This is a genomic window from Pseudomonas sp. p106, from assembly GCF_003936645.1.
In the GTDB taxonomy this organism is placed as follows: domain Bacteria; phylum Pseudomonadota; class Gammaproteobacteria; order Pseudomonadales; family Pseudomonadaceae; genus Aquipseudomonas; species Aquipseudomonas putida_E.
Genome location: NZ_RHQR01000003.1, coordinates 42,681 through 67,871, shown reverse-complemented (window position 1 = coordinate 67,871; position 25,191 = coordinate 42,681). Strand labels below are relative to the sequence as shown.

Annotated in this window: 21 protein-coding genes and 2 pseudogenes; 11 read left to right on the top strand and 12 right to left on the bottom strand. The window is 63.2% G+C overall.

Annotated elements, in window-relative coordinates; translation table 11 throughout:
• Positions 1–125 precede the first annotated feature (125 nt).
• From EGJ09_RS04915 to EGJ09_RS04905, 3 genes are all read left to right on the top strand, one after another.
• Complete coding sequence (locus tag EGJ09_RS04915; protein ID WP_125923379.1) at positions 126–1,094, top strand: polyprenyl synthetase family protein; 969 nt, start codon at positions 126–128, stop codon at positions 1,092–1,094.
• 160 nt (positions 1,095–1,254) lie between these two features.
• Positions 1,255–1,596, top strand: a complete 342-nt coding sequence (locus tag EGJ09_RS04910; RefSeq protein ID WP_012316300.1) for a zinc ribbon domain-containing protein YjdM — start codon at positions 1,255–1,257, stop codon at positions 1,594–1,596.
• An 83-nt stretch (positions 1,597–1,679) separates the two neighbouring features.
• The gene (locus EGJ09_RS04905) at positions 1,680–1,925 is read left to right on the top strand and encodes a hypothetical protein (protein WP_039603155.1); all 246 of its coding nucleotides are present in this window, start codon (positions 1,680–1,682) and stop codon (positions 1,923–1,925) included.
• Between the two features lie 117 nt (positions 1,926–2,042).
• Here the strand turns inward: EGJ09_RS04905 and EGJ09_RS04900 are convergent, their stop codons facing one another.
• The 5 genes from EGJ09_RS04900 to EGJ09_RS04875 form a co-directional block, all read right to left on the bottom strand.
• The gene (locus EGJ09_RS04900) at positions 2,043–2,660 is read right to left on the bottom strand and encodes an FKBP-type peptidyl-prolyl cis-trans isomerase (protein ID WP_012316302.1); all 618 of its coding nucleotides are present in this window, start codon (positions 2,658–2,660) and stop codon (positions 2,043–2,045) included.
• Positions 2,661–2,745: 85 nt separating this feature from the next.
• Entirely contained in the window at positions 2,746–3,051 is a 306-nt protein-coding gene (locus EGJ09_RS04895) for a DUF6482 family protein (RefSeq protein ID WP_046784593.1), read from the bottom strand.
• 144 nt (positions 3,052–3,195) lie between these two features.
• The gene (locus EGJ09_RS04890; protein WP_012316304.1) at positions 3,196–3,684 is read right to left on the bottom strand and encodes a TIGR00645 family protein; all 489 of its coding nucleotides are present in this window, start codon (positions 3,682–3,684) and stop codon (positions 3,196–3,198) included.
• Positions 3,685–3,885: 201 nt separating this feature from the next.
• Complete coding sequence (locus tag EGJ09_RS04880) at positions 3,886–4,224, bottom strand: hypothetical protein (RefSeq protein ID WP_012316305.1); 339 nt, start codon at positions 4,222–4,224, stop codon at positions 3,886–3,888.
• Positions 4,225–4,387: 163 nt separating this feature from the next.
• Positions 4,388–6,826: a Lon protease family protein gene (locus tag EGJ09_RS04875; RefSeq protein ID WP_046784595.1), complete on the bottom strand. Its 2,439-nt coding sequence runs from the start codon at positions 6,824–6,826 to the stop codon at positions 4,388–4,390.
• A gap of 251 nt (positions 6,827–7,077) precedes the next feature.
• Between EGJ09_RS04875 and EGJ09_RS04865 the strand changes: the two genes are divergently transcribed.
• The 3 genes from EGJ09_RS04865 to EGJ09_RS04855 all read left to right on the top strand — a co-directional run bounded on the left by EGJ09_RS04865 (position 7,078) and on the right by EGJ09_RS04855 (position 10,193).
• Positions 7,078–7,566: a DUF3015 domain-containing protein gene (locus tag EGJ09_RS04865; RefSeq protein ID WP_012316307.1), complete on the top strand. Its 489-nt coding sequence runs from the start codon at positions 7,078–7,080 to the stop codon at positions 7,564–7,566.
• A gap of 74 nt (positions 7,567–7,640) precedes the next feature.
• On the top strand, positions 7,641–9,494 hold the full coding sequence (locus EGJ09_RS04860) for a DUF4105 domain-containing protein (RefSeq protein WP_046784596.1): 1,854 nt from the start codon (positions 7,641–7,643) through the stop codon (positions 9,492–9,494).
• A 201-nt stretch (positions 9,495–9,695) separates the two neighbouring features.
• On the top strand, positions 9,696–10,193 hold the full coding sequence (locus EGJ09_RS04855) for a GreA/GreB family elongation factor (RefSeq protein WP_125923377.1): 498 nt from the start codon (positions 9,696–9,698) through the stop codon (positions 10,191–10,193).
• A gap of 36 nt (positions 10,194–10,229) precedes the next feature.
• On the opposite strand, the gene gdhA is transcribed toward EGJ09_RS04855, so the two are convergent.
• The 3 genes from gdhA to EGJ09_RS04840 form a co-directional block, all read right to left on the bottom strand.
• Positions 10,230–11,570 (bottom strand): NADP-specific glutamate dehydrogenase, encoded by a 1,341-nt coding sequence (gdhA, locus tag EGJ09_RS04850; protein ID WP_046784598.1) that lies wholly within the window; start codon positions 11,568–11,570, stop codon positions 10,230–10,232.
• A gap of 244 nt (positions 11,571–11,814) precedes the next feature.
• Positions 11,815–13,482, bottom strand: coding sequence for an energy-dependent translational throttle protein EttA (ettA, locus tag EGJ09_RS04845; protein ID WP_012316311.1), 1,668 nt, complete (start codon positions 13,480–13,482; stop codon positions 11,815–11,817).
• A 207-nt stretch (positions 13,483–13,689) separates the two neighbouring features.
• A complete protein-coding gene (locus tag EGJ09_RS04840; RefSeq protein WP_046784618.1) occupies positions 13,690–14,088 on the bottom strand; it encodes a hypothetical protein in 399 nt (132 codons plus the stop codon).
• A gap of 258 nt (positions 14,089–14,346) precedes the next feature.
• Here EGJ09_RS04840 and EGJ09_RS04835 point away from each other — a divergent pair, with 258 nt between their 5' ends.
• The 3 genes from EGJ09_RS04835 (at position 14,347) to EGJ09_RS04825 (ending at position 20,746) form a co-directional block, all read left to right on the top strand.
• Positions 14,347–18,177, top strand: a complete 3,831-nt coding sequence (locus EGJ09_RS04835; protein WP_125923376.1) for a GGDEF and EAL domain-containing protein — start codon at positions 14,347–14,349, stop codon at positions 18,175–18,177.
• A gap of 195 nt (positions 18,178–18,372) precedes the next feature.
• Positions 18,373–19,626, top strand: coding sequence for a serine hydroxymethyltransferase (gene glyA / locus EGJ09_RS04830; RefSeq protein ID WP_012316314.1), 1,254 nt, complete (start codon positions 18,373–18,375; stop codon positions 19,624–19,626).
• Positions 19,627–19,789: 163 nt separating this feature from the next.
• Positions 19,790–20,746, top strand: a complete 957-nt coding sequence (locus EGJ09_RS04825) for an arsenic resistance protein (RefSeq protein ID WP_125923375.1) — start codon at positions 19,790–19,792, stop codon at positions 20,744–20,746.
• A gap of 136 nt (positions 20,747–20,882) precedes the next feature.
• Here the strand turns inward: EGJ09_RS04825 and EGJ09_RS26715 are convergent.
• The 3 genes and pseudogenes from EGJ09_RS26715 to EGJ09_RS04810 all read right to left on the bottom strand — a co-directional run bounded on the left by EGJ09_RS26715 (position 20,883) and on the right by EGJ09_RS04810 (position 22,597).
• A pseudogene (locus EGJ09_RS26715) lies at positions 20,883–21,124 on the bottom strand (hypothetical protein).
• Positions 21,125–21,612: 488 nt separating this feature from the next.
• Positions 21,613–21,831: pseudogene (locus tag EGJ09_RS26910) on the bottom strand (XRE family transcriptional regulator); the annotation flags it as partial.
• Between the two features lie 259 nt (positions 21,832–22,090).
• On the bottom strand, positions 22,091–22,597 hold the full coding sequence (locus EGJ09_RS04810) for a MarR family winged helix-turn-helix transcriptional regulator (RefSeq protein ID WP_012316321.1): 507 nt from the start codon (positions 22,595–22,597) through the stop codon (positions 22,091–22,093).
• Between the two features lie 125 nt (positions 22,598–22,722).
• Here EGJ09_RS04810 and EGJ09_RS04805 point away from each other — a divergent pair, with 125 nt between their 5' ends.
• Positions 22,723–23,535: an alpha/beta fold hydrolase gene (locus EGJ09_RS04805; RefSeq protein WP_125923374.1), complete on the top strand. Its 813-nt coding sequence runs from the start codon at positions 22,723–22,725 to the stop codon at positions 23,533–23,535.
• On the top strand, positions 23,528–24,700 hold the full coding sequence (locus EGJ09_RS04800) for an MFS transporter (RefSeq protein ID WP_125923373.1): 1,173 nt from the start codon (positions 23,528–23,530) through the stop codon (positions 24,698–24,700). The genes EGJ09_RS04805 and EGJ09_RS04800 overlap by 8 nt, the downstream gene beginning before the upstream one ends.
• Before the next feature lie 155 nt (positions 24,701–24,855).
• Here the strand turns inward: EGJ09_RS04800 and EGJ09_RS04795 are convergent, their stop codons facing one another.
• The gene (locus tag EGJ09_RS04795) at positions 24,856–25,077 is read right to left on the bottom strand and encodes a hypothetical protein (protein WP_012316324.1); all 222 of its coding nucleotides are present in this window, start codon (positions 25,075–25,077) and stop codon (positions 24,856–24,858) included.
• Positions 25,078–25,191 lie beyond the last annotated feature (114 nt).

Here is a 25,191-nt window from a genome sequence, read left to right as displayed (position 1 = left end):
TAGGGTGCGCGATTGTACGCAACCCGGGTTTTGCTTGCAAGTACCGGCCCCGCTCACCGGGCGGCGCGCCTTGACACACCGGGACCCGCGACCTAGCATGCCGCGCAACCTCACTGGAGCAGCCGATGCAACCCCAAACCTTCTACCGCGCGGTAGCTGACGATTTCAGCGCCGTCGACGAGATCATCAAGAAGCAGCTGACCTCGCGCGTGCCGCTGGTATCGAAGATCGGCGACTATATCACGTCGGCCGGCGGCAAGCGCCTGCGCCCCCTGCTGGTGCTGCTGTGCGGCAAGGCCCTGGGCCGCGAGGGTGACGACCTGCGCCTGCTCGCCGCAACCATCGAGTTCCTGCACACCGCCACCCTGCTGCACGACGATGTGGTCGACATGTCCGGCATGCGCCGCGGCCGCTCCACCGCCAATGCCCTGTGGGGCAACGCACCGAGCGTGCTGGTGGGCGACTTCCTTTATTCGCGCTCGTTCGAAATGATGGTCGAGCTGGGCTCCATGCCGGTCATGCAGATCCTCTCCAAGGCCACCCGGGTGATCGCCGAAGGCGAAGTGCTGCAGCTGTCGCGCGTGCGCGATGCCAGCACCACCGAAGAGGTGTACATGGAGGTCATCCGCGGCAAGACCGCCATGCTGTTCGAGGCCTCGACCCACAGCGCCGCCGCGCTGGCCGGTGCCACCGACGAGCAGCGCGAGGCCCTGCGTACCTTTGGCGACCACCTGGGCGTGGCCTTCCAGCTGGTCGACGACCTGCTGGACTACAAAGGCGATTCGCAGACCCTGGGCAAGAACGTCGGCGACGACCTGGCCGAAGGCAAGCCAACCCTGCCGCTGATCTACACCATGCGTGAAGGCACGCCAGAACAGGCAGCACTGGTGCGCAAGGCGATCCAGAAGGGTGGCCTGGAAGACCTGGAGCAGATCCGCGTGGCGGTCGAAGCTTCGGGTGCGCTGGACTACACCGCGCAGCTGGCACGTGATTACGTGAAGCGGGCCATTGAGTGCCTGGAAGTGCTGCCGGCCAGCCGATACCGGGATGCACTGGTCGAGCTGAGTGAGTTTGCGGTAGCGCGCACACACTAAGATCGCGCCACCCTCTTCGCGGGCAAGCCCGCTCCACAGGATCCGCGTGGTTCCAGAGGAGCAGGCTTGCCCGCGATGCATTTGTACGGACAAAAACACTTCCCCGTTAAAACCTTATACAATATGGGCCTTTAACCGTCTGTCTGTTTAAGGAACCGAAGTGAGCACTTTGCCGCCCTGCCCCAAATGCAATTCTGAATACACCTACGAGGATGGCACCCAGCTGATCTGCCCCGAATGCGCCCACGAGTGGTCGGCCAACGGCGAAGCCGATGCCGGCAGCGATGACGTGGTGAAAAAGGATTCGGTGGGCAACGTGCTGCAGGACGGCGACACCGTCACCGTGATCAAGGACCTCAAGGTCAAAGGCTCCTCCCTGGTGGTCAAGGTCGGCACCAAGGTCAAGAACATCCGCCTGTGCGACGGCGACCACGACATCGACTGCAAGATCGACGGCATTGGCGCCATGAAGCTGAAGTCGGAATTCGTGCGCAAGGTCTGATTACATAAAAAACAGCCAATAGTCTCTTGCTATTTTGATAATAAGAATTATTCTCATTGGACTGCTATCCAAGGAGAATAGCCATGACTTATCTGATCGACGCCTGGCTGGACCGCCCCCACCCTTACCTGCGCATCCTGCATCGCGAAACCGGCGAAGTGTGCGCCATGCTCGAAGAAGAAGCGCTCGACGAGCTGCGTGACCAGGGCGACCTGGACATGAGCGGGCTGAATTCGAGTGAGCCGGTGGTGCTCAAGGAGCTGGTGCGCAATCTGTTCCTGTTTTGCTATGCGCGGGCATTGCGCCCGGTGGGAACAGACTGGAATTGATCGGCATAGCGAGGGCTTTGCCCTCGTTCGCGACACAAGGCCGCTCTTACAAGAGCATCATGGGCCTGTAGGAGCGGCCTTGTGTCGCGAATGGGCCGCAAAGCGGCCCCAGAGGCATTACAGAACGTCGAGCAGCTCGACGTCGAATACCAGCACGCTGTGCGGCGGGATGCTGCCAACGCCTTGGGCGCCGTAGGCCAGCTCGCTCGGCACATACAGGCGCCATTTGCTGCCAGCGTTCATCAGCTGCAGGGCTTCGGTCCAGCCAGCGATCACGCCACCGACCGGGAATTCAGCCGGCTGGCCACGCTCGTAGGAGCTGTCGAACACGGTGCCGTCGATCAGCGTGCCGTGGTAGTGGGTACGCACGTTGCTTTCGCGGGTCGGCTTGGCGCCTTCGCCAGCGGTCAGCACTTCGAACTGCAGGCCCGAAGCGAGGGTGGTGATGCCTTCACGCTTGGCATTTTCGGCCAGGAATTCCTTGCCGGTGGCAGCCGCGGCTTCAGCCTTGGCAGCCGCTTCTGCTTGCATCACGTCACGGATGACCTTGAAGCTGGCCGACAGGTCGGCTTCGCTGACGCGGCTGTCGGCACCGTTGAAGGCGTCGGTCAGGCCGGCCACGATCGCTTCCAGGTTGACGCCCGGTGGCGGGTTGTCGCGCAGCTGGCCGCCCAGCTGACGGCCGATGCCGTAGCTTACGCGGGTTTCGTCGGTGGACAGGTTGAGTTCGGACATTGTCGTGCTCCACTGCAGGGCGCAGTGCAGCCGCGCCCTTGATGAAAAGGGCGAGCAGCCTAGCACACTGGGAAGCTGCGAGCAGCTACCAGGCCGAACGCTGGGAAATGGGTACCTTGAGGTCTTCTTCGGGGTGCGAACCCATGCCGCACATTTCGTCCTGCACAGACCAGTGCACCAGGTTCATCGAGACCATCGGGATGGCTTGCAGCAACTTGCGGGCGTCTTCCACCGAGTGCACGCGCAGGCGTTCACCGCGGGTATCGGCAAGGGGGTGGGCGTGGCCCTTGATGCGGGCCTCGAGCAGATAATCACCACCTTCGATGGCGATCAGGTTCACTTCGTCGACATGGCCGGCCCTGGCCTCGGTGTTGAGCTGATGCAGGTTCATGAGAGCACCTCGCTGCTGGAACCAGGCATGAGTGCTCATTTTTCGTACAGGACCAGGGAATACACAAGGCATTGCTGACGCCGCTCGTCAGTTGGGCCGCGCTGGCCCCAGCACCGGTACGCCGGCGATGGGGCCCGAAAGCACTCAGTGCTTGGTGACTTTGTCCAGGTAGCCCATGCAGAACGCCGACACCACGAAGGTCATGTGGATGATCACGTACCACATCAGGTAGTCGGTAGAAATGTTCTGCGCGTCCATGAACACCCGCAGCAGGTGGATGGAGGAAATGGCCACGATCGAGGCGGCGACCTTCATCTTCAGCGACGAAGAGTCCATCTTGCCCAGCCAGTTGAGCTTCTCCTTGCTGTCGTCGATGTCCAGCTGCGAGACGAAGTTCTCGTAGCCGGAGATCATCACCATGACCAGCAGGCCGCCCACCAGCGACATGTCGATCAGCGACAGGATCACCAGGATCAGGTCGGCTTCGCTCAGGGCAAAGACGTTGGGCAGGACGTGGATGACTTCCTGGAAAAACTTCAGCGCCAAGGCCAACAGGCCGAGGGACAGGCCGAAGTAGATGGGGGCGAGCAGCCAGCGCGAGGCATACATCGCGTTTTCGAGAATACGTTCCATGGAGGGTTGGGACTCGTCAGGTGACTAAAAAAGCGACGCCGAGTATAGCCAGCCACCTGTTACAGCAAAAGCCCGGCTTGAAGGGGGCTGCCGTGCAGCACAACCGCCGACAAGCCGGCTACCTCAGGTACACCACTGCCTTGGTAAGCAGTGAGGCCCCAGTGCAAGCCGGCTTGCCGGCGATTGGGCCAGAAGAGGCGCTCAGGTTTCAGGATGGAACTGGTAATCCCCCAGGTTGCGACAACGTTCACCGTTGATCCGGCGCAACTGCGCCTGCAGGTGCAGGCACCAGATCTGCGGATCCTCGGCCACCTGGTACCCATGCAGGGTCAGGCTGTCGACAATGGCGTTGAGCACCGACTCGGCCACCAACGGCCCATGGAACGGCCCTTGGGCCTTGATGGCTGAGGGTTGTTCACCGGCCATGCCGGCAGCGAACAGCAAGGTCCACATGCCGTTATCACCGGCCAGCGGGCGAATGCTGCATTCGATACGCGTCACCAGGCCCAGGCACTGGCGAGTGAGGCAGAGGTTGCGCATGGCCGCGTCCCCCTCCAATAAGCCGTATTCAGCTCGAAACGTTCGGGCTGTTTCCATCCTGAACCCTGATACCGTCCTAAGTTCCAGCATAGAATAGCGGCGTAAAAAGATGGAAAACCGGCGCTGAACGGTAGCACATGGCCGCTAGCGCCGATTTATTGACTCAGGCCGGCTTGGCCTGGGCAATCACCTCTTCCAGGCGTTCCTTTTCCGCCTTCTCGATGTCTTCCTCGCTGATCATCTCGGCGATCTCGCGCAAGCGCTCGACCACCCGGGCGTTGACGCTGCCTTCGGTGAACTGGCCCTGCTCGTCCTGCTCCCCGGCGTCCTCACCCACCAGCAGGCTCAGCGCCTCGTCAGCCTGGCTGACCGCATAGACGTGGAACACGCCGTTCTCGACCGCCTGCAGCACACGCTCATCGAGCATCAGCGTGGCCACATTGGCACGCGGGATGATTACCCCCTGCTCGCCCGTCAGGCCACGGGCCTCACACAGGCGGAAGAAGCCTTCGATCTTCTCGTTGACCCCACCCACCGCCTGCACTTCACCAAACTGGTTGATCGAGCCGGTGATCGCGAAGCACTGTTTGAGCGGGGTGCGCGACAGTGCCGAGATCAGCGTGCAGGCCTCACCCAGCGAGGCACTGTCACCGTCCACATAGCCGTAGGACTGCTCCAGGGCAATGCTCGCGGAAATCGCCAAGGGGAATTCCTGGGCATAGCGGCTGCCCAGGTAACCGGTGAGGATCATCACCCCCTTGGAGTGGATCGGCTGGCCCAGGTTGACCTCGCGCTCGATGTCGACGATGCCGCTGCCGCCCGGGTAGACGGTGGCGGAAATACGCGCTGGCATGCCGAACGCCGAGTCGCCGACCTCCAGCACGGTCAGGCCGTTGCACTTGCCGATAGCCGCGCCTTCGGTGTCGATCAGGATGATGCCGGCGAGCATGTCGTCGAGCACGCGCTGCGAAACGCGCCCGGTGCGGGTGGCCTTGGCCTTGAGCGCACGCTCGATATGCCCGGCGTCAGTCATCTCGTCACTGGCCAGCTGGCGGATGAAATCGGCCTCGCTGACCAGCTGGAACAGGTCACCGATACGCGCCGACAGGCGCGACTGGTTTTCCGCCAGGCGCGCACTGTAGGTGGCCAGGCGCGCCACCGCATCGCTGGTCAGCGGCGCCATGCCCTCCTCGTTGGTGCGGGTGCGCAACAGCTGGGCGAACTGCTCGAGGTTCTCGTCGACCATCGGCATGTCTTCGTCGAAATCCACCAGCACCCGGAACATCTCCTGGAAGTCCGGGTCGTGGTCCTGCAACGCGTAGTACAGCTGACGCGAGCCGATGATCACCAGCTTGACGTTGAGCGGGATCATCTGCGGCGTCAGGCTGACGCTGGCGACACGGCCCAGCTCACCGATCGGCGACTCCATCTTCAACTTGCGCGACTGCAGGGCGCGCTTGAGCGCATCCCAGACGAACGGCTCGCCGAGCATCTTCTCCGCTTCAAGGATCAGGAAGCCACCGTTGGCACGGTGCAGCGCGCCTGGGCGCAGTTGGCGGTAGGAGGTGTACAGCGCCCCTTGGTCGGTGCTGTATTCGATCCGCCCGAACAGGTTGTCGTAAGTCGGGTGCGGTTCGAACACCACAGGGGCGCCACCGACGGCGTGGTGGCCGACCACCAGGCTTGGGGCGTATTGCTCTTCGAGCAGCTTGCGCGCCACGGCGTCGGTCTTGCTGTCATCGACCAGTTGCTCGACCACGGTACGCAGCAGGTTCAACTGCACCGATTGCAGGTAGGCGCACACCGCTGCGTTCTCGGCGTACTTTTCCGACAGCGGCGCCAGCAATGGCTGCAGCGCCAGGGTAATGGTTTCTTCGTTGAGCTGGCGCAGGTGGTTGTTCGACTCGCGCTTCCACTGTGGCAGGCTGGCCAGTTCTTCATTGAGGCGCTCCTCAAGGAAGGCGATGTCCTCGTGGAACTGCTCGCGGACCTCTTCCGGCAGCTGGGCGAATTCGGCTTCGTCCAGGGCCTTGCCGTCGGCCATCGGGGTGAAGGCGACATTGCTGGCGTCGCGGTACAGGGCCACGTCCTTTTCCAGCGAGGCGCGCTCGATGACATCCAGGGCGCGGTCGTAACGCTGGTTGAAGGCGCGGTCGATGGCGCCCTTCTTCTGCTGGTAGGACGGGTGCTCGAACACCGCCGGGAAGGTCGCCAGCAGGTTGTCGATCAGGCCGCCCATGTCGCTGATGAATTCTGCGGCGCTGCCCGACGGCAGCTCCAGTGCCCGTGGCTCGCGGGTGTCATCGAAGTGGTTGACGTAGACCCAGTCGGCCGGGGTCTGCTGGCGCTTGCCCTCGGCCTTGAGGTAGCGCTTGACGAACGAGAAGCGCCCGGTGCCGGGCTCGCCCATCACATACACGTTGTAACCAGGGCGTGGCATGGCCACGCCGAACTGCAGGGCCTCGACAGCACGTTCCTGGCCCAGGACTCCGCGAAACGGCTCCAGATCGTCGGTATTGGCAAAGGCAAACTGCTCGGGGGAAAAACGCCTGGTCAAAGCTTCAGGCGCGAGACGCAGGCGCGCAGCGACGGGATCGGGCATTGGGTTTCCTTACTTCGGCGGGGCAGATACGCAGCATTCTGGCGCTGCCCGCGCGCGCCTTGCAAGGCTCAGCGGGACTTTATGTCGCAGTATCGATTAGCGACCCAAGCAAATTTTTCGCAATCAACGACGCAACCTTTAGATCGTGCCTAAACTCCAAGCTGCGCGGGTGGGTGAAAAGCTTTCCCGACCTGGCAACCGAGTTGCCAGCAACCCTGACCCTTGGTTAAGACAAATAGAGAACAAATGCTATGAAACGGATTCTTCTGGGTACTCTGTTCACCGTAGTCTCACTCAATGCCATGGCCGAAGCGCCAGGCGGCCCGAACTGCGGCTGGGGCAACATGCTGTTCGAAGGCCAGCGCGGCACGCCGGCTCACTTCCTGGCATCCACCACCAACGGTACGTCCGGTAACGCCACCTTCGGCATGACCTCCGGCACCAACGGCTGCTCCACCAAGGCCTCGCTGACCTATGGCGGCAAGTCCTGGTTCGCCATGAATGGCATGATGAACGAACTGTCCGAAGACATGGCCATGGGCCAGGGCGAAGCACTCACCACCTACGCGGTGGTACTGGGTGTGGCACCGGAAGACCGCGGCTACTTCAACTCGGTCACCCACCAGCACTTCAACCAGATCTTCAGCAGCGCTGACGTGAATGCCGAAACTGTCCACAGCAACACCCTGGCCGTTCTGAAGAACGACCCACGCCTGGCCAAGTACGCTACCGAAGCCTAAGCGCAGCTGCTCCCGCCCCGCTCGGGGCGGGTTTTCGCCTTTTTATCGGCATCGTTAAGAAGTAGTTGCCCGACATGCTCAAACGCCTCGCTTACCTGGCGCTGTGTGCCTGCGCCCCTGTTCATGCCGCGCCTGCGCTGGATGAAGGCCGTCTCCAGCAACTGGCCAATACCCCCTACTGGATTGCCCTGGGCCATTACGAAACCGCCAAGCTCGGCGGCTGGCGCAGCTATGTAGACGACCGCAAATTCTTCCTCGCCGAGGACGGTGCGCACCACCCGGACCAGGAACTGCGGGCTACGGTGCAAGCGCTGTATGCCCCGGCCAGCCTGGGCGACAAGCATGCCCAATGCGTATTCCCCGCACGCACCCGCTGGCTGACCGAGCAACTGGGCCTGCAAGGTTTGCCGCAGCCGGACTGCCAGGAGTTCAAGGCCTGGTACAAATCGGTCGACCCGCACAGCGCGGCACTGATCTTCCCGGCGGCCTACCTGAACAGCCCGTCATCGATGTTCGGCCATACCCTGCTGCGCATCGACCAGTCCAACACGCGCAGCGACGACACCACGCTGCTGAGTTACGCCATCAACTTCGGCGCCTATATCGAAGGCAGCGACAACAGCATCCTGTACGCCTGGAAGGGCCTGATGGGCGGCTATCCCGGGCTGTTCGCCCTGATGCCCTACCAGGAAAAACTCTCGGAATACCGCAGCCTGGAAAACCGCGACCTGTGGGAGTACCAGCTGGACCTCACCCCGGAAGAAACCGGGCGCATGGTCGAGCATGTGTGGGAACTCAAGCAGGTCCAGTTCGATTACTTCTTCTTCGACGAAAACTGCTCCTACCGCCTGCTGGAACTGCTGCAGGTGGCGCGGCCGAGCCTGGACCTGACCTCGCAGTTCCCGCTGACCGCGATCCCCACCGACACGGTCAAGGCCGTGAAACAGTCGGGCATGGTCGCCAGCGAGACCTACCGGCCCTCGCGTGAACGGGAATTGTTGGCCCGGGCCGAACCGCTGGACCTCGATGAGAAGCGCCAGGTGCTGGCCGTCAGTGCCGACACTGCGCAGTTGCAGAGCCCGGCATTCACCGCCCTGCCCCGCGAGCGCCAGGCCTTGGTGCAGGATGCCGCCTACCGCCTGGAACGTTACCGAGCCAACGGCCAGGAGCGCGACCCCGGCCAGGCACGGCGCAGCTTTGAGCTGTTGCGGGCGATCAACCGCAACCCGCCACCGCCCCTGCAAATTGAACGCCCCGGCCTGCCCGAGGACGGGCACGACTCACGCACCTGGCAGCTTGGCGTCGGCACCCGGGAAGACCGCGCCTATGCCGAATACGGGCTGCGCATGGCGTATCACGACCTGAACGACAATGCCTACGGCTTCCCGCTCGGCGCGCAGATCGAGATCCTGCAGCTCAAGGTGCGCCAGTACGAAGGCAACGACTGGCAAGTGCAACGCCTGGACTTGGCCACCATTCGCTCACTGACCCCTCGCAACGAACTGCTCAAGCCTTGGTCGTGGCAGGTCGCCGGTGGCCTGGAGCGGGTGCCGGGCAAGCATGACGACGAAGTGCTGGTGAGCCATGTCAACGGCGGTGCCGGCGGCACCTGGCAGTTGGCCGATGGGCTGCTGGGCTTTGCCTTGGGCACGGTGCGGGTCGAGCACCATAACGACTTCGCCCAGTTCATCGCCCCGGCGGCGGGGTTCAATGGCGGGCTGCTGTGGCGCAACGGGCTGGGCAACATGACACTGGAAGCCAAAGGCGATTACTTCACCAATGGCGAAGTGCGGCGCAGTGTGAGCCTGAACCAGCAGTGGGAGATCAGCCAGAACCTGGGGCTGAGGCTGAGTGCCTCACGGGAGTTCAGCCACCTGGCTACTGCCCAGAATGAGGTGATGCTGGAGCTGAAGTGGTATCACTACTGACGCGCCCTGCTCTTCGTAGGAGGGGCCTTGTGTCGCGAAAGGGGCGCGCAGCGGCCCCAAGGCCTATGGCGTGGCAAGTAATGCCGGGGCCGCTGCGCAGCCCTTTCGCGACACAAGGCCGCTCCTACGACGGCCGCATCAAGGCCGGCGAGTGTGAACCCACCGGCTCTTTCACGCTGTTTTGAGCAAAAGGAGGTCCCTATGAGCCGCGCATTCGTCAACGAGGACCAAGCCGCCGCCCAGGCCAATCAGCCGGTGGAGCGGCACGTCAGCGACCAGCCCAACTACGTCACCACCAATGGCCTGCGCCAGCTGCAGCAGCGCGTGGCCGAACTCAATGCCTTGCGTGCCGAGCTGCAGGCCCTGGGCGAACAGGGCGACAAGCAACGCCTGGCAGATGCCGAGCGTGACTTGCGTTATTTCAGCGCCAGGGTACAGAGCGCGCAGGTGGTGCCAGCTGCCACCTCGACCAGCAAGGTGCAGATTGGCAGCCGGGTGCGGTTTGCCGATGAGCAGGGGCAGGAACAGACCGTGCAACTGGTTGGGGAGGATGAAGCCGATGCCAGCCGGGGGCTGATCAATTGGGGGTCGCCATTGGGGCGGGCATTGCTGGGCGCAGGGCCTGGGGATGAAGTGATTTGGCGGCGCCCGGCGGGGGACCAGGTGATCGAGGTGATGGATATCGTGGGTGAGGCCTGAAACAAAGGGGCCGCTGCGCGGCCCCAATCTTTCGAATCAGACCACGCCCTGGGCCAGCATGGCGTCCGCGACTTTGACGAAGCCGGCGATATTGGCGCCTTTCACGTAGTTGATCTTGCCATCGGCCTCTTCACCGTAGTGCACGCAAGCATGGTGGATCGACTGCATGATGTGGTGCAGCTTGCTGTCCACTTCACCGGCGGTCCACAGCAGGCGCATGGCGTTCTGTGACATCTCCAGGCCCGAAACGGCCACGCCGCCGGCGTTGGATGCCTTGCCCGGTGCGTACAGGATGCCAGCCTCCAGGAAGATATCCACAGCCTCCAGCGTGGTCGGCATGTTGGCGCCTTCCGCTACGCAGATGCAGCCGTTGCGCAGCAGGGTGCGGGCGTCTTCGCTGCCCAGTTCGTTCTGCGTGGCGCACGGCAGGGCGATGTCGCACGGCAGGCTCCATGGCGTCTGCCCCTTGCGGAACTCCAGGCCGAACTGATCGGCCAGTTCGCTGATGCGGCCACGCTTGACGTTCTTCAGCGCCATCACGGCGTCCCACTGGGCGTCGGTCAGGCCGGCTTCGGCGTACAGGGTGCCTTCGGAGTCGGACAGCGAGATCACCTTGCCGCCCAGGTCCATGACCTTGCGCGCGGCGTACTGGGCAACGTTGCCGGAACCGGAAATTGCCACGCGACGACCGTCGATGCGCAGGCCCTGACGCTTGAGCATTTCTTCGGCGAAGTACACACAGCCATAGCCGGTGGCTTCAGGGCGGATCAGGCTGCCGCCGTAGGTCATGCCCTTGCCGGTCAGCACCGAAGTGAACTGGTTGGCCAGGCGCTTGTATTGGCCGAACATGAAGCCGATCTCGCGGGCGCCCACACCGATGTCACCGGCAGGCACGTCCAGGTCGGCGCCGATGTGGCGGTACAGCTCGCTCATGAAGGCCTGGCAGAAGCGCATCACTTCGGCGTCGCTCTTGCCCTTGGGGTCGAAGTCCGAGCCGCCCTTGCCGCCGCCCATGGGCAACGAGGTGAGGGAGTTCTTGAATACCTGCTCGAAGGCCAGGAACTTAAGCACACCCAGGTTTACCGAGGGGTGGAAACGCAGGCCGCCCTTGTAGGGGCCGATGGCGCTGCTCATCTGGATGCGGTAGCCGCGGTTGACCTGAACCTTGCCCTGGTCATCGACCCACGACACGCGGAACAGCACCGCGCGCTCGGGTTCGACCATGCGCTCGAGGATGCCGGCCTGCAGGTAGTGTGGGTTGGCTTCAAGGAACGGCCAAAGGCTGCGCAGCACTTCTTCCACCGCCTGGTGGAATTCGGGCTGGGCCGGGTCGCGCTGCTTCAGGCGCTCGAGGAAATGGTCGACAGATTCGATCATGGGTAGACATCTCACCAAGAGGGATTGGACTTATTGGTTTTTTCTGGAATGTACCAAGAAGCAATCGCACTGGAATAGGGCGAAATGTCGTTTTTATGAAATTATTTGGTGCGTTTTATATAAGTGTATACAAAACAAGGTGCCTTCCGATGGCCGATCAGCCCGCCTGGCGGGACAGGCCACTTTATGCCAAGCACAAAAATGGGGCCCCTGAGGGCCCCATTCTTGTGCATCGGAAACCGGCTTACTGGGCCAGCTTCTTGTGCCGTACCCGGTGCGGCTGGGCAGCGGCGTCGCCCAGGCGCTTCTTGCGGTCGGCTTCGTACTCGGTGTAGTTACCTTCGAAGAACACCACGTTCGAGTCGTCTTCGTACGCCAGGATGTGGGTAGCCACACGGTCCAGGAACCAACGGTCGTGGGAAATCACGATCGCGGCGCCCGGGAAGTCCAGCAGGGCTTCCTCCAGCGAACGCAGGGTTTCGACGTCCAGGTCGTTGGACGGTTCGTCGAGCAGCAGCACGTTGCCGCCCTCTTTCAGGGTCAGGGCCAGGTGCAGACGGCCACGTTCACCACCGGAGAGGTCCTTGACGAACTTCTGCTGGTCGCCGCCCTTGAAGTTGAACCGGCCAACGTAGGTGCGCGACGGGATCTCGTAGTTGCCGATGCGGATCATGTCGGAGCCATCGGAGATCTGCTGGAACACGGTCTTGGCACCGTCCAGGTCTTCGCGGCTCTGGTCCACACAGGCCAGTTGCACGGTTTCGCCGATCTCGATGCTGCCCGAGTCCGGCTGTTCCTTGCCCATCAGCATGCGGAACAGGGTCGACTTACCGGCACCGTTACCACCGATCACGCCGACGATGGCACCTTTAGGCATGGCGAACGACAGGTTGTCGATCAGCACCCGGTCGCCATAGCCTTTGGAGACGTTCTTGAACTCGATGACCTTGTCGCCCAGGCGCGGGCCAGCCGGGATGTAGATCTCGTTGGTTTCGCTGCGCTTCTGGAATTCCTGCGACTGCATCTCTTCAAAGCGCTGCAGACGGGCCTTGGATTTGGACTGGCGGGCCTTGGCGCCTTTGCGCACCCACTCCAGTTCCTCTTTCATGGCCTTCTCGTGGGCGCTCTGCTGCTTGGATTCCTGCGCCAGACGGTCCGACTTGGCCTCCAGCCAACCCGAGTAGTTGCCTTCGTACGGGATGCCGGCGCCGCGGTCCAGTTCGAGGATCCAGCCTGCGACGTTATCGAGGAAGTAACGGTCGTGGGTAATCGCTACCACGGTACCCGGGAAGTCGTGCAGGAAGCGCTCCAGCCAGGCCACCGAGTCGGCGTCCAGGTGGTTGGTGGGTTCGTCGAGCAGCAGCATGTCGGGTGCCGACAGCAGCAGACGGCACAGGGCCACACGGCGCTTCTCACCACCGGACAGGTGTTCGATGCGGGCATCCCAGGCCGGCAGGCGCAGGGCGTCGGCGGCGACGTCGAGCTGGCGCTCGAGGTTGTGGCCGTCGGCAGCCTGCAGGATGGATTCGAGCTTGGCCTGCTCGGCGGCCAGCTTGTCGAAGTCGGCGTCGGGTTCGGCGTAGGCAGCGTAGACCTCGTCCAGGCGGGCCTGGGCGTCCTTGATCACGCTGACCGCTTCTTCGACCACTTCGCGTACGGTCTTGCTCGGGTCCAGTTGCGGCTCCTGGGGCAGGTAGCCGACGTTGATGTCGGGCATCGGACGGGCTTCGCCGTCGAATTCCTTGTCGACGCCCGCCATGATCCGCAGCAGGGTCGATTTACCCGCGCCGTTCAGGCCGAGTACGCCGATCTTGGCGCCCGGGAAGAACGACAGGGAAATGTTCTTGAGAATTTCCCGCTTCGGCGGCACGACCTTGCTCAGCCGATGCATGGTGTAGACGTATTGAGCCAAAACCAAGCCCTCTAATCAGATAGGTAAAGACATCGACGATCGCCCCGGCCAGGTGGCCAGGCGGATGTGTTTACGGGGTGTCATTGAACAAAGTCGACCATTCTACGCCAACGCGCGGCGTTGCACAGGGTGGTCGGATGGTGGGGTCAACAGGGGCCGCGGTGCGGCCCATTGGCGGCGATGAGGCCGGTGCTGGCCCCACACGAATCAGACGTGACGCTGCTTTGCCTTGCCCCGCGGCAAGCGGCAACGGTCGCCCTGCCCGGCCAGGCGCGCGGCCCAGGCGGATTTCACGCTGAAACCACCCTGGCGGGCAGGCTGCTCGGCAGCCTTGGCCGGCTTGGCGGCAGGTTTGTTCACGGCCTTGCTGGCCGGTTTCACTGCAGCCTCAGCCCCAGCTTCGACCGGGGCTACTGCCGCCTTGGCGGTCTTGCGCAGCTCGGCCAGCGACGGCGCCTTGGCTTTCGAGGCCGAGGCCTCAGGTTTGACCAGCGAACGCTGGCACGACTTGCAGGATACATCCTCGGTCACGGCAGTGCTGACAAGGGTCTGACTGCTGCGCCCACAGGCGGAATCGAGGCCATTGGTGGAAAAGTGAGTAACCAAAACCGAACATCTCCGATGCGTTGTCATTGAAGCGGGCGGCATTCTCGCACAGCAAGCAAGGCATTGCCGAACGGGCAGGTTTCATCGCGACCATCGGCACCCGATAGCAGGGCTGGCACTTTGCCATAATGACAGGCATGCTAGCCCGTTTCGGGTATACGGCCTTATAGTGCGCAACCGCGGTGCGGTCGCCCAGGCACCGGCATACACCGTGCATATCAATCCCTGCCGTCGCCAGCCCAATAGCAGGACCAAGGTTTGACCAATCTCAATCATCCGTCCTCGCCGCGCACTGTCACGCCGGCCCCAGCCGCTCCGGTGCGCGGCTCGGTCAAAGGTGCGCTGGCCCTGCTGGCTTTGCTGCTGCTGGGTTTGCTGCTTTGGCAACTGTTCTCGCAGTTCCGCCACACCCAGGCCGAGCAGCGCCAGCAGCACCTGGACGCAAGCGTCGAACTGGCAGACCACTTGGGCCTGAACATGGCGCTCAAGGCCCAGCAGGCGCTGAATGTGGTGCAGCCGTATGTCAAAGCGCCGTCGCCTGCCGCCTTGCCCAGCCTGCTCGACACGCTGCGCGAGCGCCTGCCAAACCTGCGCGACCTGGCCTGGCTGGACCACAGTGGGCGGCTACAGGGCGACAGCCTGGCCGGCAGCCCCGACCGCCCGCTGATTGACGAGCTGTTCGGCTTGAACCAGGGCCGGCCTTACTTCTTCGCCAACTCGGCGGACAACCGCACCGTCTACCTGCTGTTGCGCCAGGCCACCGAGCAGGGTCGCGGCTACTGGCTGCTGCGCCTGTCCAACGATTTTTACCGCACCCTGACCCAGCACCTGGACGGCCCCGGGCACCCCCTGTGGCTGCTGGAGAACAGCCGCAGCGGCGAGGTGCTGGAACGCCACGCCCCAGCACAGACCAGCGACCAGCCGTTGCAGAGCGTGATGCTGGTCTTCATCGACAACAGTGTCTGGCAGCTGCGGGGCCTGTTCGATGCCGGCCTTGCCCAGCAGAAACTGTTGCCGGCACTGCTGGGCAAGTGCCTGCTGGCGCTGTTCTGTGCCCTGCTGCCGGTACTGGCGCTGATCAACATGCGCCGCCGCCAGCGCGCCCTGCAGGAGGACCGCCGGCGCTACCAGGAAATCTTCGAGGGCACCGGCGTAGCCCTGTGCGTGCTCGACCTCTCCAGCCTGCCCGGCCAGCTTGACCGCTACCACCTGCGCAACCTCGCCGCGCTCAAGCAGAGCCTGGCACTCGACTCCAGCCTGCGCCGCTCGCTGCTGCTGGAACTGAAGATCACCGAAATCAACCAAGTGGCGCGCCAACTGCTCAACGTCGACTGCCACGCAGGCGCCTGGCAACGGCTGATCGACGGCAGCGGCGACGGCCGGGACAGCGTCGGCATGCAACTGATCGATGCGCTGATCGAGCAGCGCCCGCTGCTGGAACTGGAAGTGCGCCTGCCCGCCCCCCTGGGCGGTGAGCTGCACCTGTGGCTGATGGCGCGGCTGCCGGAACAGCGCCGCGACTACCAGGCGGTGATCCTGAGCATCAGCGACATCACCAGCCGCAAGCAGGTGGAGCTGTCGCTGCTGGAGCGCGAAAGCTTCTGGTCGGACGTGGTGCGTACCGTGCCCGACCAGTTGTACGTGCAGGACGTGCTCAGCCAGCGGATGATCTTCAGCAACCGCCACCTCGGCCAGACCCTGGGCTACGACCGCACCGAGCTTGCGCAGATGGGCGACCGCTTCTGGGAGCTGCTGCTGCACCCCGAGGATGCGGCGCACTACCAGGCCCTGCGCCAGCAGCAACGCACCAACGGCCACGGCCAGTCACTGCATTGCCAGCTGCGCTTCCGCCACCGCGACGGCGGCTGGCGCTGCTACGACATCCGTGAGCAAGTGCTGACCCGCGACAGCGATGGCCAGGTTACCCGCATCATCGGTGTGGGCAAGGACGTCACCGTGCAGATCGAGGCCAGCCAGTCGCTACGCGACAGCGAGCAGCGCTACCGCATGCTCGCCGAAAGCATCAGCGACGTGATCTTCTCCACCGACAGCAAGCTGCAGCTCAACTACGTCAGCCCCTCGGTGCAGGCAGTGCTGGGCTACAACACCGACTGGATCTTTGAAAACGGCTGGCAGTCGATTGTCGCCAACCCGTCCCAGCTCACCGGCATCTACAGCCTGATGGAACGGGTCAGCAAGGCCATGGGCGACCGGGAACAGCTGGCACAACTGCGCCAGCACCTGCCCAACCAGCTGTTTTTGTTCGACTGCCTGCGCGCCGATGGCCGCAAGATCCCTATCGAGCTGCGCCTGGTGCTGGTGTGGGACGACCGCGAGCGCTTCGAGGGTGTGCTGGGCGTGGGCCGCGACATCAGCCAGCAACGCCGTGCGGAAAAAGACCTGCGCATGGCCGCCACGGTCTTCGAACACTCAACCTCGGCCATCCTCATCACCGACCCGGCCGGCTACATCGTGCAGGCCAACGAAGCGTTCAGCCGGGTCAGCGGGTATTCGGTCAGCGATGTGCTCGACCAGCTGCCAAGCATGCTGACTGTGGACGACCAGCAGGAGGGCCACCTGCGCTACGTACTCAAACAGCTGCACCTGCGCGGCAGCTGGGAAGGCGAAGTGTGGCTCAAGCGCCGCAGTGGCGAGCACTACCCAGCCTGGGTCGGTATAACCGCGGTGCTCGATGACGAGGGCGACCTGGCCAGCTACGTGTGTTTCTTCACTGACATCAGTGAGCGCAAGGCCAGCGAACAGCGCATTCATCGCCTGGCCTATTACGATGCCCTGACCCACCTGCCCAACCGCACGCTGTTCCAGGACCGCCTGCACACTGCCCTGCAACAAGCTGAGCGGCAGAAGTCGTGGGTGGTACTGATGTTCCTCGACCTGGACCGTTTCAAGCCGATCAACGACTCCCTGGGCCACGCCGCGGGCGATCGCATGCTCAAGGACATGGCCCTGCGCCTGCTGGCCTGTGTCGACGATGACGACACCGTGGCGCGCATGGGCGGTGATGAGTTCACCCTGCTGCTGCAATCGCGCGCCACCCGCGAAATAGCGCTCAACCGCGCCATCCATGTGGCCGAGAACATCCTCGCCAGCCTGGTGCGGCCATTCGTGCTCGAAGGCCGCGAGTTCTTCGTCACCGCCAGTATCGGCATCGCCCTCAGCCCGCAGGACGGCGGCGAACTGAGCCAACTGATGAAGAACGCCGACACCGCCATGTACCACGCCAAGGAGCGCGGCAAGAACAACTTCCAGTTCTACCAGGCCGAGATGAACGCCAGCGCCCTGGAGCGCCTGGAGCTGGAAAGCGACCTGCGCCATGCACTGGAGCAGAACGAATTCATCCTCTACTACCAACCGCAGTTCAGCGGCGACGGCAAGCGCCTGACCGGTGCCGAGGCGCTGCTGCGCTGGCGCCACCCCACGCGCGGCCTGGTGCCGCCGGGCGACTTCATCCCGGTGATCGAGGAGCTGGGGCTGGTGGTGGATGTCGGCGACTGGGTGCTGCGCGAGGCCAGCCGCCAGCTCAAGGCCTGGCACAAGGCCAAGGTGCGCGTGCCGAAGGTGTCAGTGAACATCTCGGCCCGGCAGTTCTCCGACGGCCAGCTGGGCAAGCGCATCGCCACCGTGCTCGAAGAAACCGGCCTGCCGCCTGCGTGCCTGGAGCTGGAGCTGACCGAAAGCATCCTGATGCGCGATGTGAACGAAGCGATGCAGATACTCGACAGCCTGAAGGTGCTGGGCCTGAGCATTGCGGTGGACGACTTCGGCACCGGCTACTCGTCGCTCAACTACCTCAAGCAGTTCCCCATCGACGTGCTGAAGATCGACCGCACCTTCGTCGACGGCCTGCCCGAGGGCGAGCAGGACGCGCAGATCGCCCGGGCGATCATCGCCATGGCGCACAGCCTGAACCTGGCGGTGATCGCCGAGGGCGTCGAAACCCACGAGCAGCTGGAGTTCCTGCGTGAGCATGGCTGTGACGAGGTGCAAGGCTACCTGTTCGGGCGGCCGATGCCGGCCAGCCAGTTCGAGGCGCAGTTCAGCAACGAGACGCTGTTCATGTTCCAGTGATCCGGTGCCCGCCGGCGCGGCCCTGACCTGTTCAAACCGGACTTCAAAGTCAACTCCCACCCCCATCCAGCCCAGGCAGGGCGCGGGATGCAACATGAAAGCCATTGGTCCGCGACTTGATGCCACTTCATATGCCAGGCGCGAATCAATCGGTTAGAATGCCCCCCCAATTCAGCCCGATCCTTGAGGACCGTTATGTTCAGCCGTGATTTGACCATTGCCAAGTACGACGCCGAGCTCTTCGAAGCCATGCAGCAAGAAGCTCTGCGCCAGGAAGAGCATATCGAGCTGATCGCTTCGGAAAACTACACCAGCCCAGCCGTCATGGAAGCCCAGGGTTCGGTCCTGACCAACAAGTACGCCGAAGGCTACCCGGGCAAGCGTTACTACGGTGGTTGCGAGTACGTCGACGTGGTCGAGCAACTGGCCATCGACCGCGCCAAGGAGCTGTTCGGCGCCGACTACGCCAACGTTCAGCCGCACGCCGGCTCCCAGGCCAACGCCGCTGTCTACCTGGCCCTGCTGTCGGCCGGTGACACCATCCTGGGCATGAGCCTGGCCCACGGTGGCCACCTGACCCACGGTGCTTCGGTAAGCTCCTCGGGCAAGCTGTACAACGCCATCCAGTACGGCATCGATGCCAACGGCCTGATCGACTACGACGAAGTCGAGCGCCTGGCCGTCGAGCACAAGCCGAAAATGATCGTTGCCGGCTTCTCGGCCTATTCGCAGGTCCTGGACTTCCCGCGCTTCCGCGCCATCGCCGACAAAGTAGGTGCCTACCTGTTCGTCGACATGGCCCACGTTGCCGGCCTGGTTGCCGCTGGCGTGTACCCGAACCCGGTGCCGTTCGCCGACGTGGTCACCACCACCACCCACAAGACCCTGCGCGGCCCGCGTGGCGGCCTGATCCTGGCCCGTGCCAACGCCGACATCGAGAAGAAGCTGAACTCCGCCGTCTTCCCGGGCGCCCAGGGCGGCCCGCTGGAGCACGTCATCGCGGCCAAGGCCATCTGCTTCAAGGAAGCCCTGCAGCCTGAGTTCAAGGCTTACCAGCAGCAAGTGGTGAAGAACGCCCAGGCCATGGCCAGCGTGTTCATCGAGCGTGGTTTCGACGTCGTTTCCGGCGGCACCCAGAACCACCTGTTCCTGCTGTCGCTGATCAAGCAGGAAATCTCCGGTAAGGACGCTGACGCCGCCCTGGGCAAAGCCTTCATCACCGTCAACAAGAACTCGGTACCTAACGACCCACGTTCGCCGTTCGTGACCTCGGGCCTGCGTTTCGGCACCCCGGCCGTCACCACCCGCGGCTTCAAAGAAGCCGAGTGTAAAGAACTGGCCGGCTGGATCTGCGACATCCTCGCCGACCTGAACAACGACGCCGTCATCGACGCCGTACGTGAAAAGGTCAAGGCCATCTGCAAGAAGCTGCCGGTGTACGGCAACTGATTGGCGATAGCCTGATGTGAAAAGCCCGGCCCTTGTGCCGGGCTTTTTCATGCCTGCGGGCAAGCCTTGCCATTGCAAGCCACAACAAGCGGGCGACCACAATTGCGGCGCAGCATATTACCCTGTGCACCCTCACGCCCACCGCGAACGCCAGGACGCCGCCTTGACCAGAGAGCAACTCGAAACCCATCAGATTGCGTTGTATTTCGCCGCCGTGCTCGCCGCCGCTGCCTTCGGCCTGCTGGCCACCGACACCGCGCGCCACCTGGAAGCACTGGTCACCCCCGCCATCGCCGTACTGATATACGCGATGTTCCTGCAAATCCCCTTCCTCGACCTGCGCCAAGGCCTGGGCAACCGCCGCTTCATGGCCGCGCTGCTGCTGGCCAACTTCATCTTCGTCCCGCTACTGGTGTGGGCCGCCACCCGAGGCTTGGTCGGGCACCCGGCCATCCTCATCGGCGCCCTGCTGGTGCTGCTGACGCCCTGCATCGACTACGTGGTGGTGTTCACCCACATCGGCAAAGGCGACTCGCGCCTTACCCTCGCCGCCACCCCCGTGCTGTTGCTGGTGCAACTGGTGCTGTTGCCGGTGTACCTGGCGCTGATGCTGGGTGACAGCAGCGAAGTGGCGATTTCCATCACGCCATTCATGGAGGCGTTCGTGCTGCTGATTGGGCTGCCGCTGATCCTAGCGGTGCTCACCTCGGCCGGAGCACGCCGGTCAGGTAGCGTTTCTGTGTGGAATGAGGCCTGGGCGTGGATGCCGGTGCCGGCGATGGCACTGGTGCTGGTGGCAGTGATCGGCTCGCAGATTGCCGTGGTAGTACACGATTTCGACCGCCTGCTGCCGGTGATCCCCGTGTACATCGGCTTCATGCTGCTGGCGCCGGTGCTCGGGTTTGCCTCGGCGCGGCTGTTCCAGTTGCCGGTGGAAGAAGTACGCTCGGCGACCTTCAGCGCCGCGACACGCAACTCCCTGGTGGTGTTGCCCCTGGCGCTGGCGCTGCCGGAGGACATACGTGGGCTGGCGGCCGCGGCGGTGATCACCCAGACGATGGTGGAGTTGGTCAGTGAGTTGATTTACGTGCGAGTGGTACCAGCACTAATTCGAGCCTGATACCCGCACCCCCCTGTAGGAGCGGCCTTGTGTCGCGAAAGGGCTGCAAAGCAGCCCCAAAATCCCACAGGCAAATTACTGAACTGCTAACCGCCCTGGTTAACGGTTCAGTAACTTGCCGTTTATACAACCTACCTCACCGACTTCCCTTCCCCGCCTCGCCAGCTTCGCCCTGCAAAAGGCTCGTTTTCGCACACTGCTCACTGGCCAACTGGCTGATGATCCGTATTGCTTGGTGGATACCTGCGGTGTTCCGGAAGCTCAAGTGAGGGTTGTGTTCACACTCGAGCATCTCGTCATGCTGCACCAAGGCCTCGCCGAGCAGTTCGAGGGTCCAGGCGTAGCTCTGGTTGTGGACAAGCGTTCTTGGTCAGTCATGGGGCACCTGCTTGGGTGCGCTGTGCGGACGTGATGGGTCGTAGATGGGGTAGAACCGGTGGGGTTCGGGAGCCGGCGAAGGGCGACGGCGGCGGAGAACGGATGCGAGGATCAGTAACGGATTTCGGGTGGTCATGCATGAGTTCCTTTCGTTGTGGAACTGCCACCGCTCGCGGCCAAGCAAGTTAAGGTGGCAGCAGTACGCGGGTTGGCCGACCGGGACGAAAGGAGCCCGGCACACCCGAAGGTGTCCCGCGCACCACCGCCAAAACACGACATCGCGGGCACAAAAAAAGCGCCTGCGATGAAGACTGAGCGCTGATGCGCCTTTCGAATCCGACCGGCCAAGGTCGCATCACCGATGCTTCGGCGACTGAGGCAATTTATCCCCATGCCACCGCTTTCGCAAGTGCCTTCGGCCAGCAGTACGTCAGGCTGCCCCGCTTATAGCTACGCAAACGTGACCCGATTTGCATCCCACATCAATCTTACTTTTCCTGACTGCTTTTCCGTGCCCGTGGCGATGCTGGCCTCGACACTGCCTTCTTCGCTTTGGCTGCCGCAGGGCTTTACCCTCGCTTGGGTCCGGCCACCACGTAGGAGCTGGCCAGCGGCACGGCCACAGCGATTGGCGCACCAGCCTTCAACTGGCCGACATTGTTGCCGACGACCGTTGCGATGGGCTTGTCTTTGGCAGTCATCACCATACGCAGGTAGGGCGCGATTTTCTCGGCCTTGGTGGTGGGCAGCAGCACGCCCTGGGAAGAAGCGAACAGCGTGTCATCGAAGCAGCCGCGCAGGCGCTTGAGGCAATAACTGACGGTGGGCTGGCTGACGCTCATCAACTAGGCGGTGCGCTTGGCGCTGCGCAACTCGAGCAGGTTGAGAAACACCACGATGTCCTGCAGATCCAACTGCTTGAGGTAGTTGCTGTGCAGCATGAAAATTCCTCCTGAATTTTCCAGTTCATTGGCTGGGCGCCCCTTCGCCAGGCAGACACGCGAGCATCTGCTTCAACAGCTGCGCAAACCCTGCGCGCTGCTTCGCACTCAAAGGGGCCAGTACCAGCTCCTGAATCTCAGTATGTGTAAGCAGAGCCTTCTCAATCAACACCTTACCTGCCGCGGTCAGTGCTACCTGGTAGCTGCGCTTGTCGTGATCGTCGGCAATACGTTCGACCATGCCGGCGCTTTCCAGCCGGGCCAGCCGGTTGGTCATCGCCCCGGATGTGATCAGCAGCGAGCGGTAAAGCTCGGTTGGCGTCAGGCGGTACGGCGCCCCTGCCCTTCGCAGCGTCGCCAGCACATCGAACTCGCCTTCCTTGAAGCCGTACTGTGCCAGCGCTTCGGCACGCATGCGCTCCAGATGCTTCTGGATGCGCGCCATGCGCCCGAAAATCTCCATGGATGTGACGTCCACCGAGGGCATCGCCTGCGCCCACTGCGCGACGACGAAATCCACATGATCGTTCATAGCTCCCCTTCACCGGGCAATTGATCAATTGTTAACCCGCGCAAACCCCTGAACTCCGACGCCTTTAAACTATCTTAACGTTAAGTTATCTTGCTGACGATACGACTGAAGGATCAGGAGAACACATGGCATTTTTCATACACGGACCGCATCGGCACTACTACTACGACTCAGGCGCTGGCAGCCCGGTGCTGCTGCTGCATGGCCTGGGCAACAGCGGGCGCGCCTGGGCGCCCCAGGCCAGTGCACTGCTCAGCCTGGGCCACCGCGTTATCGTATCCGACCTGCTGGGCCACGGCGCGTCCAGCGAAGCGCCCGAAGGTATCACGGCCCATGCCCAGGCACTGGAAATGCTGGCACTGCTCGACCACCTGGGGCTGGAAAGTACCCACCTGATCGGCCTCTCCCTGGGCGGCATGGTGGCGCTCGAAATGGCCTGCCATGCACCTGAGGCCGTACAGCAACTGGTGGTCGCCGGCACATTCGCCAGCATGAACAGCACGTACCGCCAGGGGCTGCTGAACGACTGGGCCGCAAACCTTGCGCAAGCGGACGGCTGCCTGAAGCGGTTCAAGGCCACCTGGCCGGCGTTGGTTGGTGCTGATTATGCCGCCTCGGCCGAAGGCCAATGCCTGTACCAGGCCTGGCACGCCCAGGCCGCTCAACTGTCAGCGCAAAGCCAGATCCGCTGGTGCAATGGCATGAAGCGCTACGACCTGAGCAATCAATTGCCAGCAATCCAAGCGGCAACCCTGGTGCTCGCCGCCGAAGGCGACCTCATCAGCCCACGCTCGGAAGCCGAAGACATCACCCAACGTATCGACCATGCCCGCCAGATCACCTTGCCGGGTGACGGCCACGTATTCAACATTCCGTACGTCCAGGCCTTCAACCAGGCGATATGCACCTTCCTGCAGGAGCCACTCCAACATGCGTGATCTGCCAAGCAAAGCGTGCATCGGCCTACTGGCCATGCTGATCGGCTTGAACCTACGCCCCATCATGGCGGCCATCGGCCCCTTGCTCGGCACCCTGCAACAAGACCTGGGCCTGAGCAACGCCCAAGGCGGCCTGCTGACCACCCTGCCAGTGATGATGATGGGGTTGTTCGCGCTGTCCGGCCCCTGGCTGCTGCGCCTGGTAGGTGAAGTGCGAGGTGTGGCGATGGGTATCACGCTGATCGTCATCAGCTGCGCCGCACGGGCCTATATCACGTCCGGCACGGCGCTGATCGCAACAGCCGCGTTGGGCGGGGTCGGCATTGCGGTCATCCAGGCTTTGATGCCCGCGTTCATCAAGCGCAACCACCCGCAAAGCGCCGGCATGCTGATGGGGCTGTTCACCACCGGCATCATGGGCGGCGCCGCGCTGGCCGCTGCCTTTGCGGCGCCGGGTGCCAGCACCTTCGGCTGGCAACTGACGTTGGGGGTTGCAGCCTTGCCGGCGCTGTTCGGCTTGATCGCCTGGTTGCTTTCCGCCGGCAGCGACCCCGGTAGCCACAGCGATGCCACCTTGCCGTACCGCAGCGGGCGAGCCTGGTTGCTGTTGTTGTTCTTCGGCATTGGCACGGGTGCCTACACCCTGGTGCTGGCCTGGTTGCCGCCGTTCTATGTTGAATTGGGCTGGACGGCCACCCAGGCGGGTTACCTGCTTGGCGCCCTCACCGTCACCGAGGTCATCGCCGGCCTACTGGTTTCAGCCCTCATTCACCGCTACCCAGACCGCAGACAGCCTCTGACCGTGGTGATACTGCTGTTGCTTGCCGGCCTGGCCTGCCTGATGCTCGCCCCCGTGCAGCTCGCGGTGGTGGCCACCCTGTGCCTGGGGCTTGGCATCGGCGCATTGTTCCCGTTGTCGCTCATCGTCACCCTCGACCACACCCACTCGCCAACCGAAGCCGGCGCCCTGCTGGCGTTCGTACAGGGCGGTGGCTACCTGATCGCAGCGACCATGCCACTGATTGCCGGCATCGTCCGTGACCAGCTCAGTTCGTTGCACTGGGCCTGGGGGATAATGGCCATCGGTGCGGTGTTGTTGCTGGGGTTGAGCACGCTGTTGCGACCGAAGGCCGTGCAGTTGCCGGGGGCGGTGCGCGAAGCGTGAGCGGGTGAGGTTTCAATCGAAGGGCACCCTATGTGGGCGGGCCTCCGGTACGAACCGGAGGCCGCGTTCGCGGTTCAAGGCAGGGAACGGTTTACAGGCTAAAACGCATGATCAGGAGGTACCTGAACGCGCCCTGTAACCGGATGTGCCCCTCCTTAGCAGGCTTCGCCCTTCAACAGGCTCACTTTCGCGCACTGCTCACTGGCCAACTGGCTGATGATCCGTATCGCCTGGTGGATACCTGCGGTGTTCCGGAAGCTCAAGTGAGGGTTGTGTTCACACTCGAGCATCTCGTCATGCTGCACCAGGGCTTCGCCGAGCAGTTCGAGGGTCCAGGCGTAGCTCTGGATTGTGGACAAGCGTTCCTGGTCAGTCATGGGGCACCTGCTTGGGTGCGCTGTGCGGACGTGATGGGTCGTAGATGGGGTAGAACCGGTGGGGTTCGGGAGCCGGCGAAGGGCGACGGCGGCGGAGAACGGATGCGAGGATCC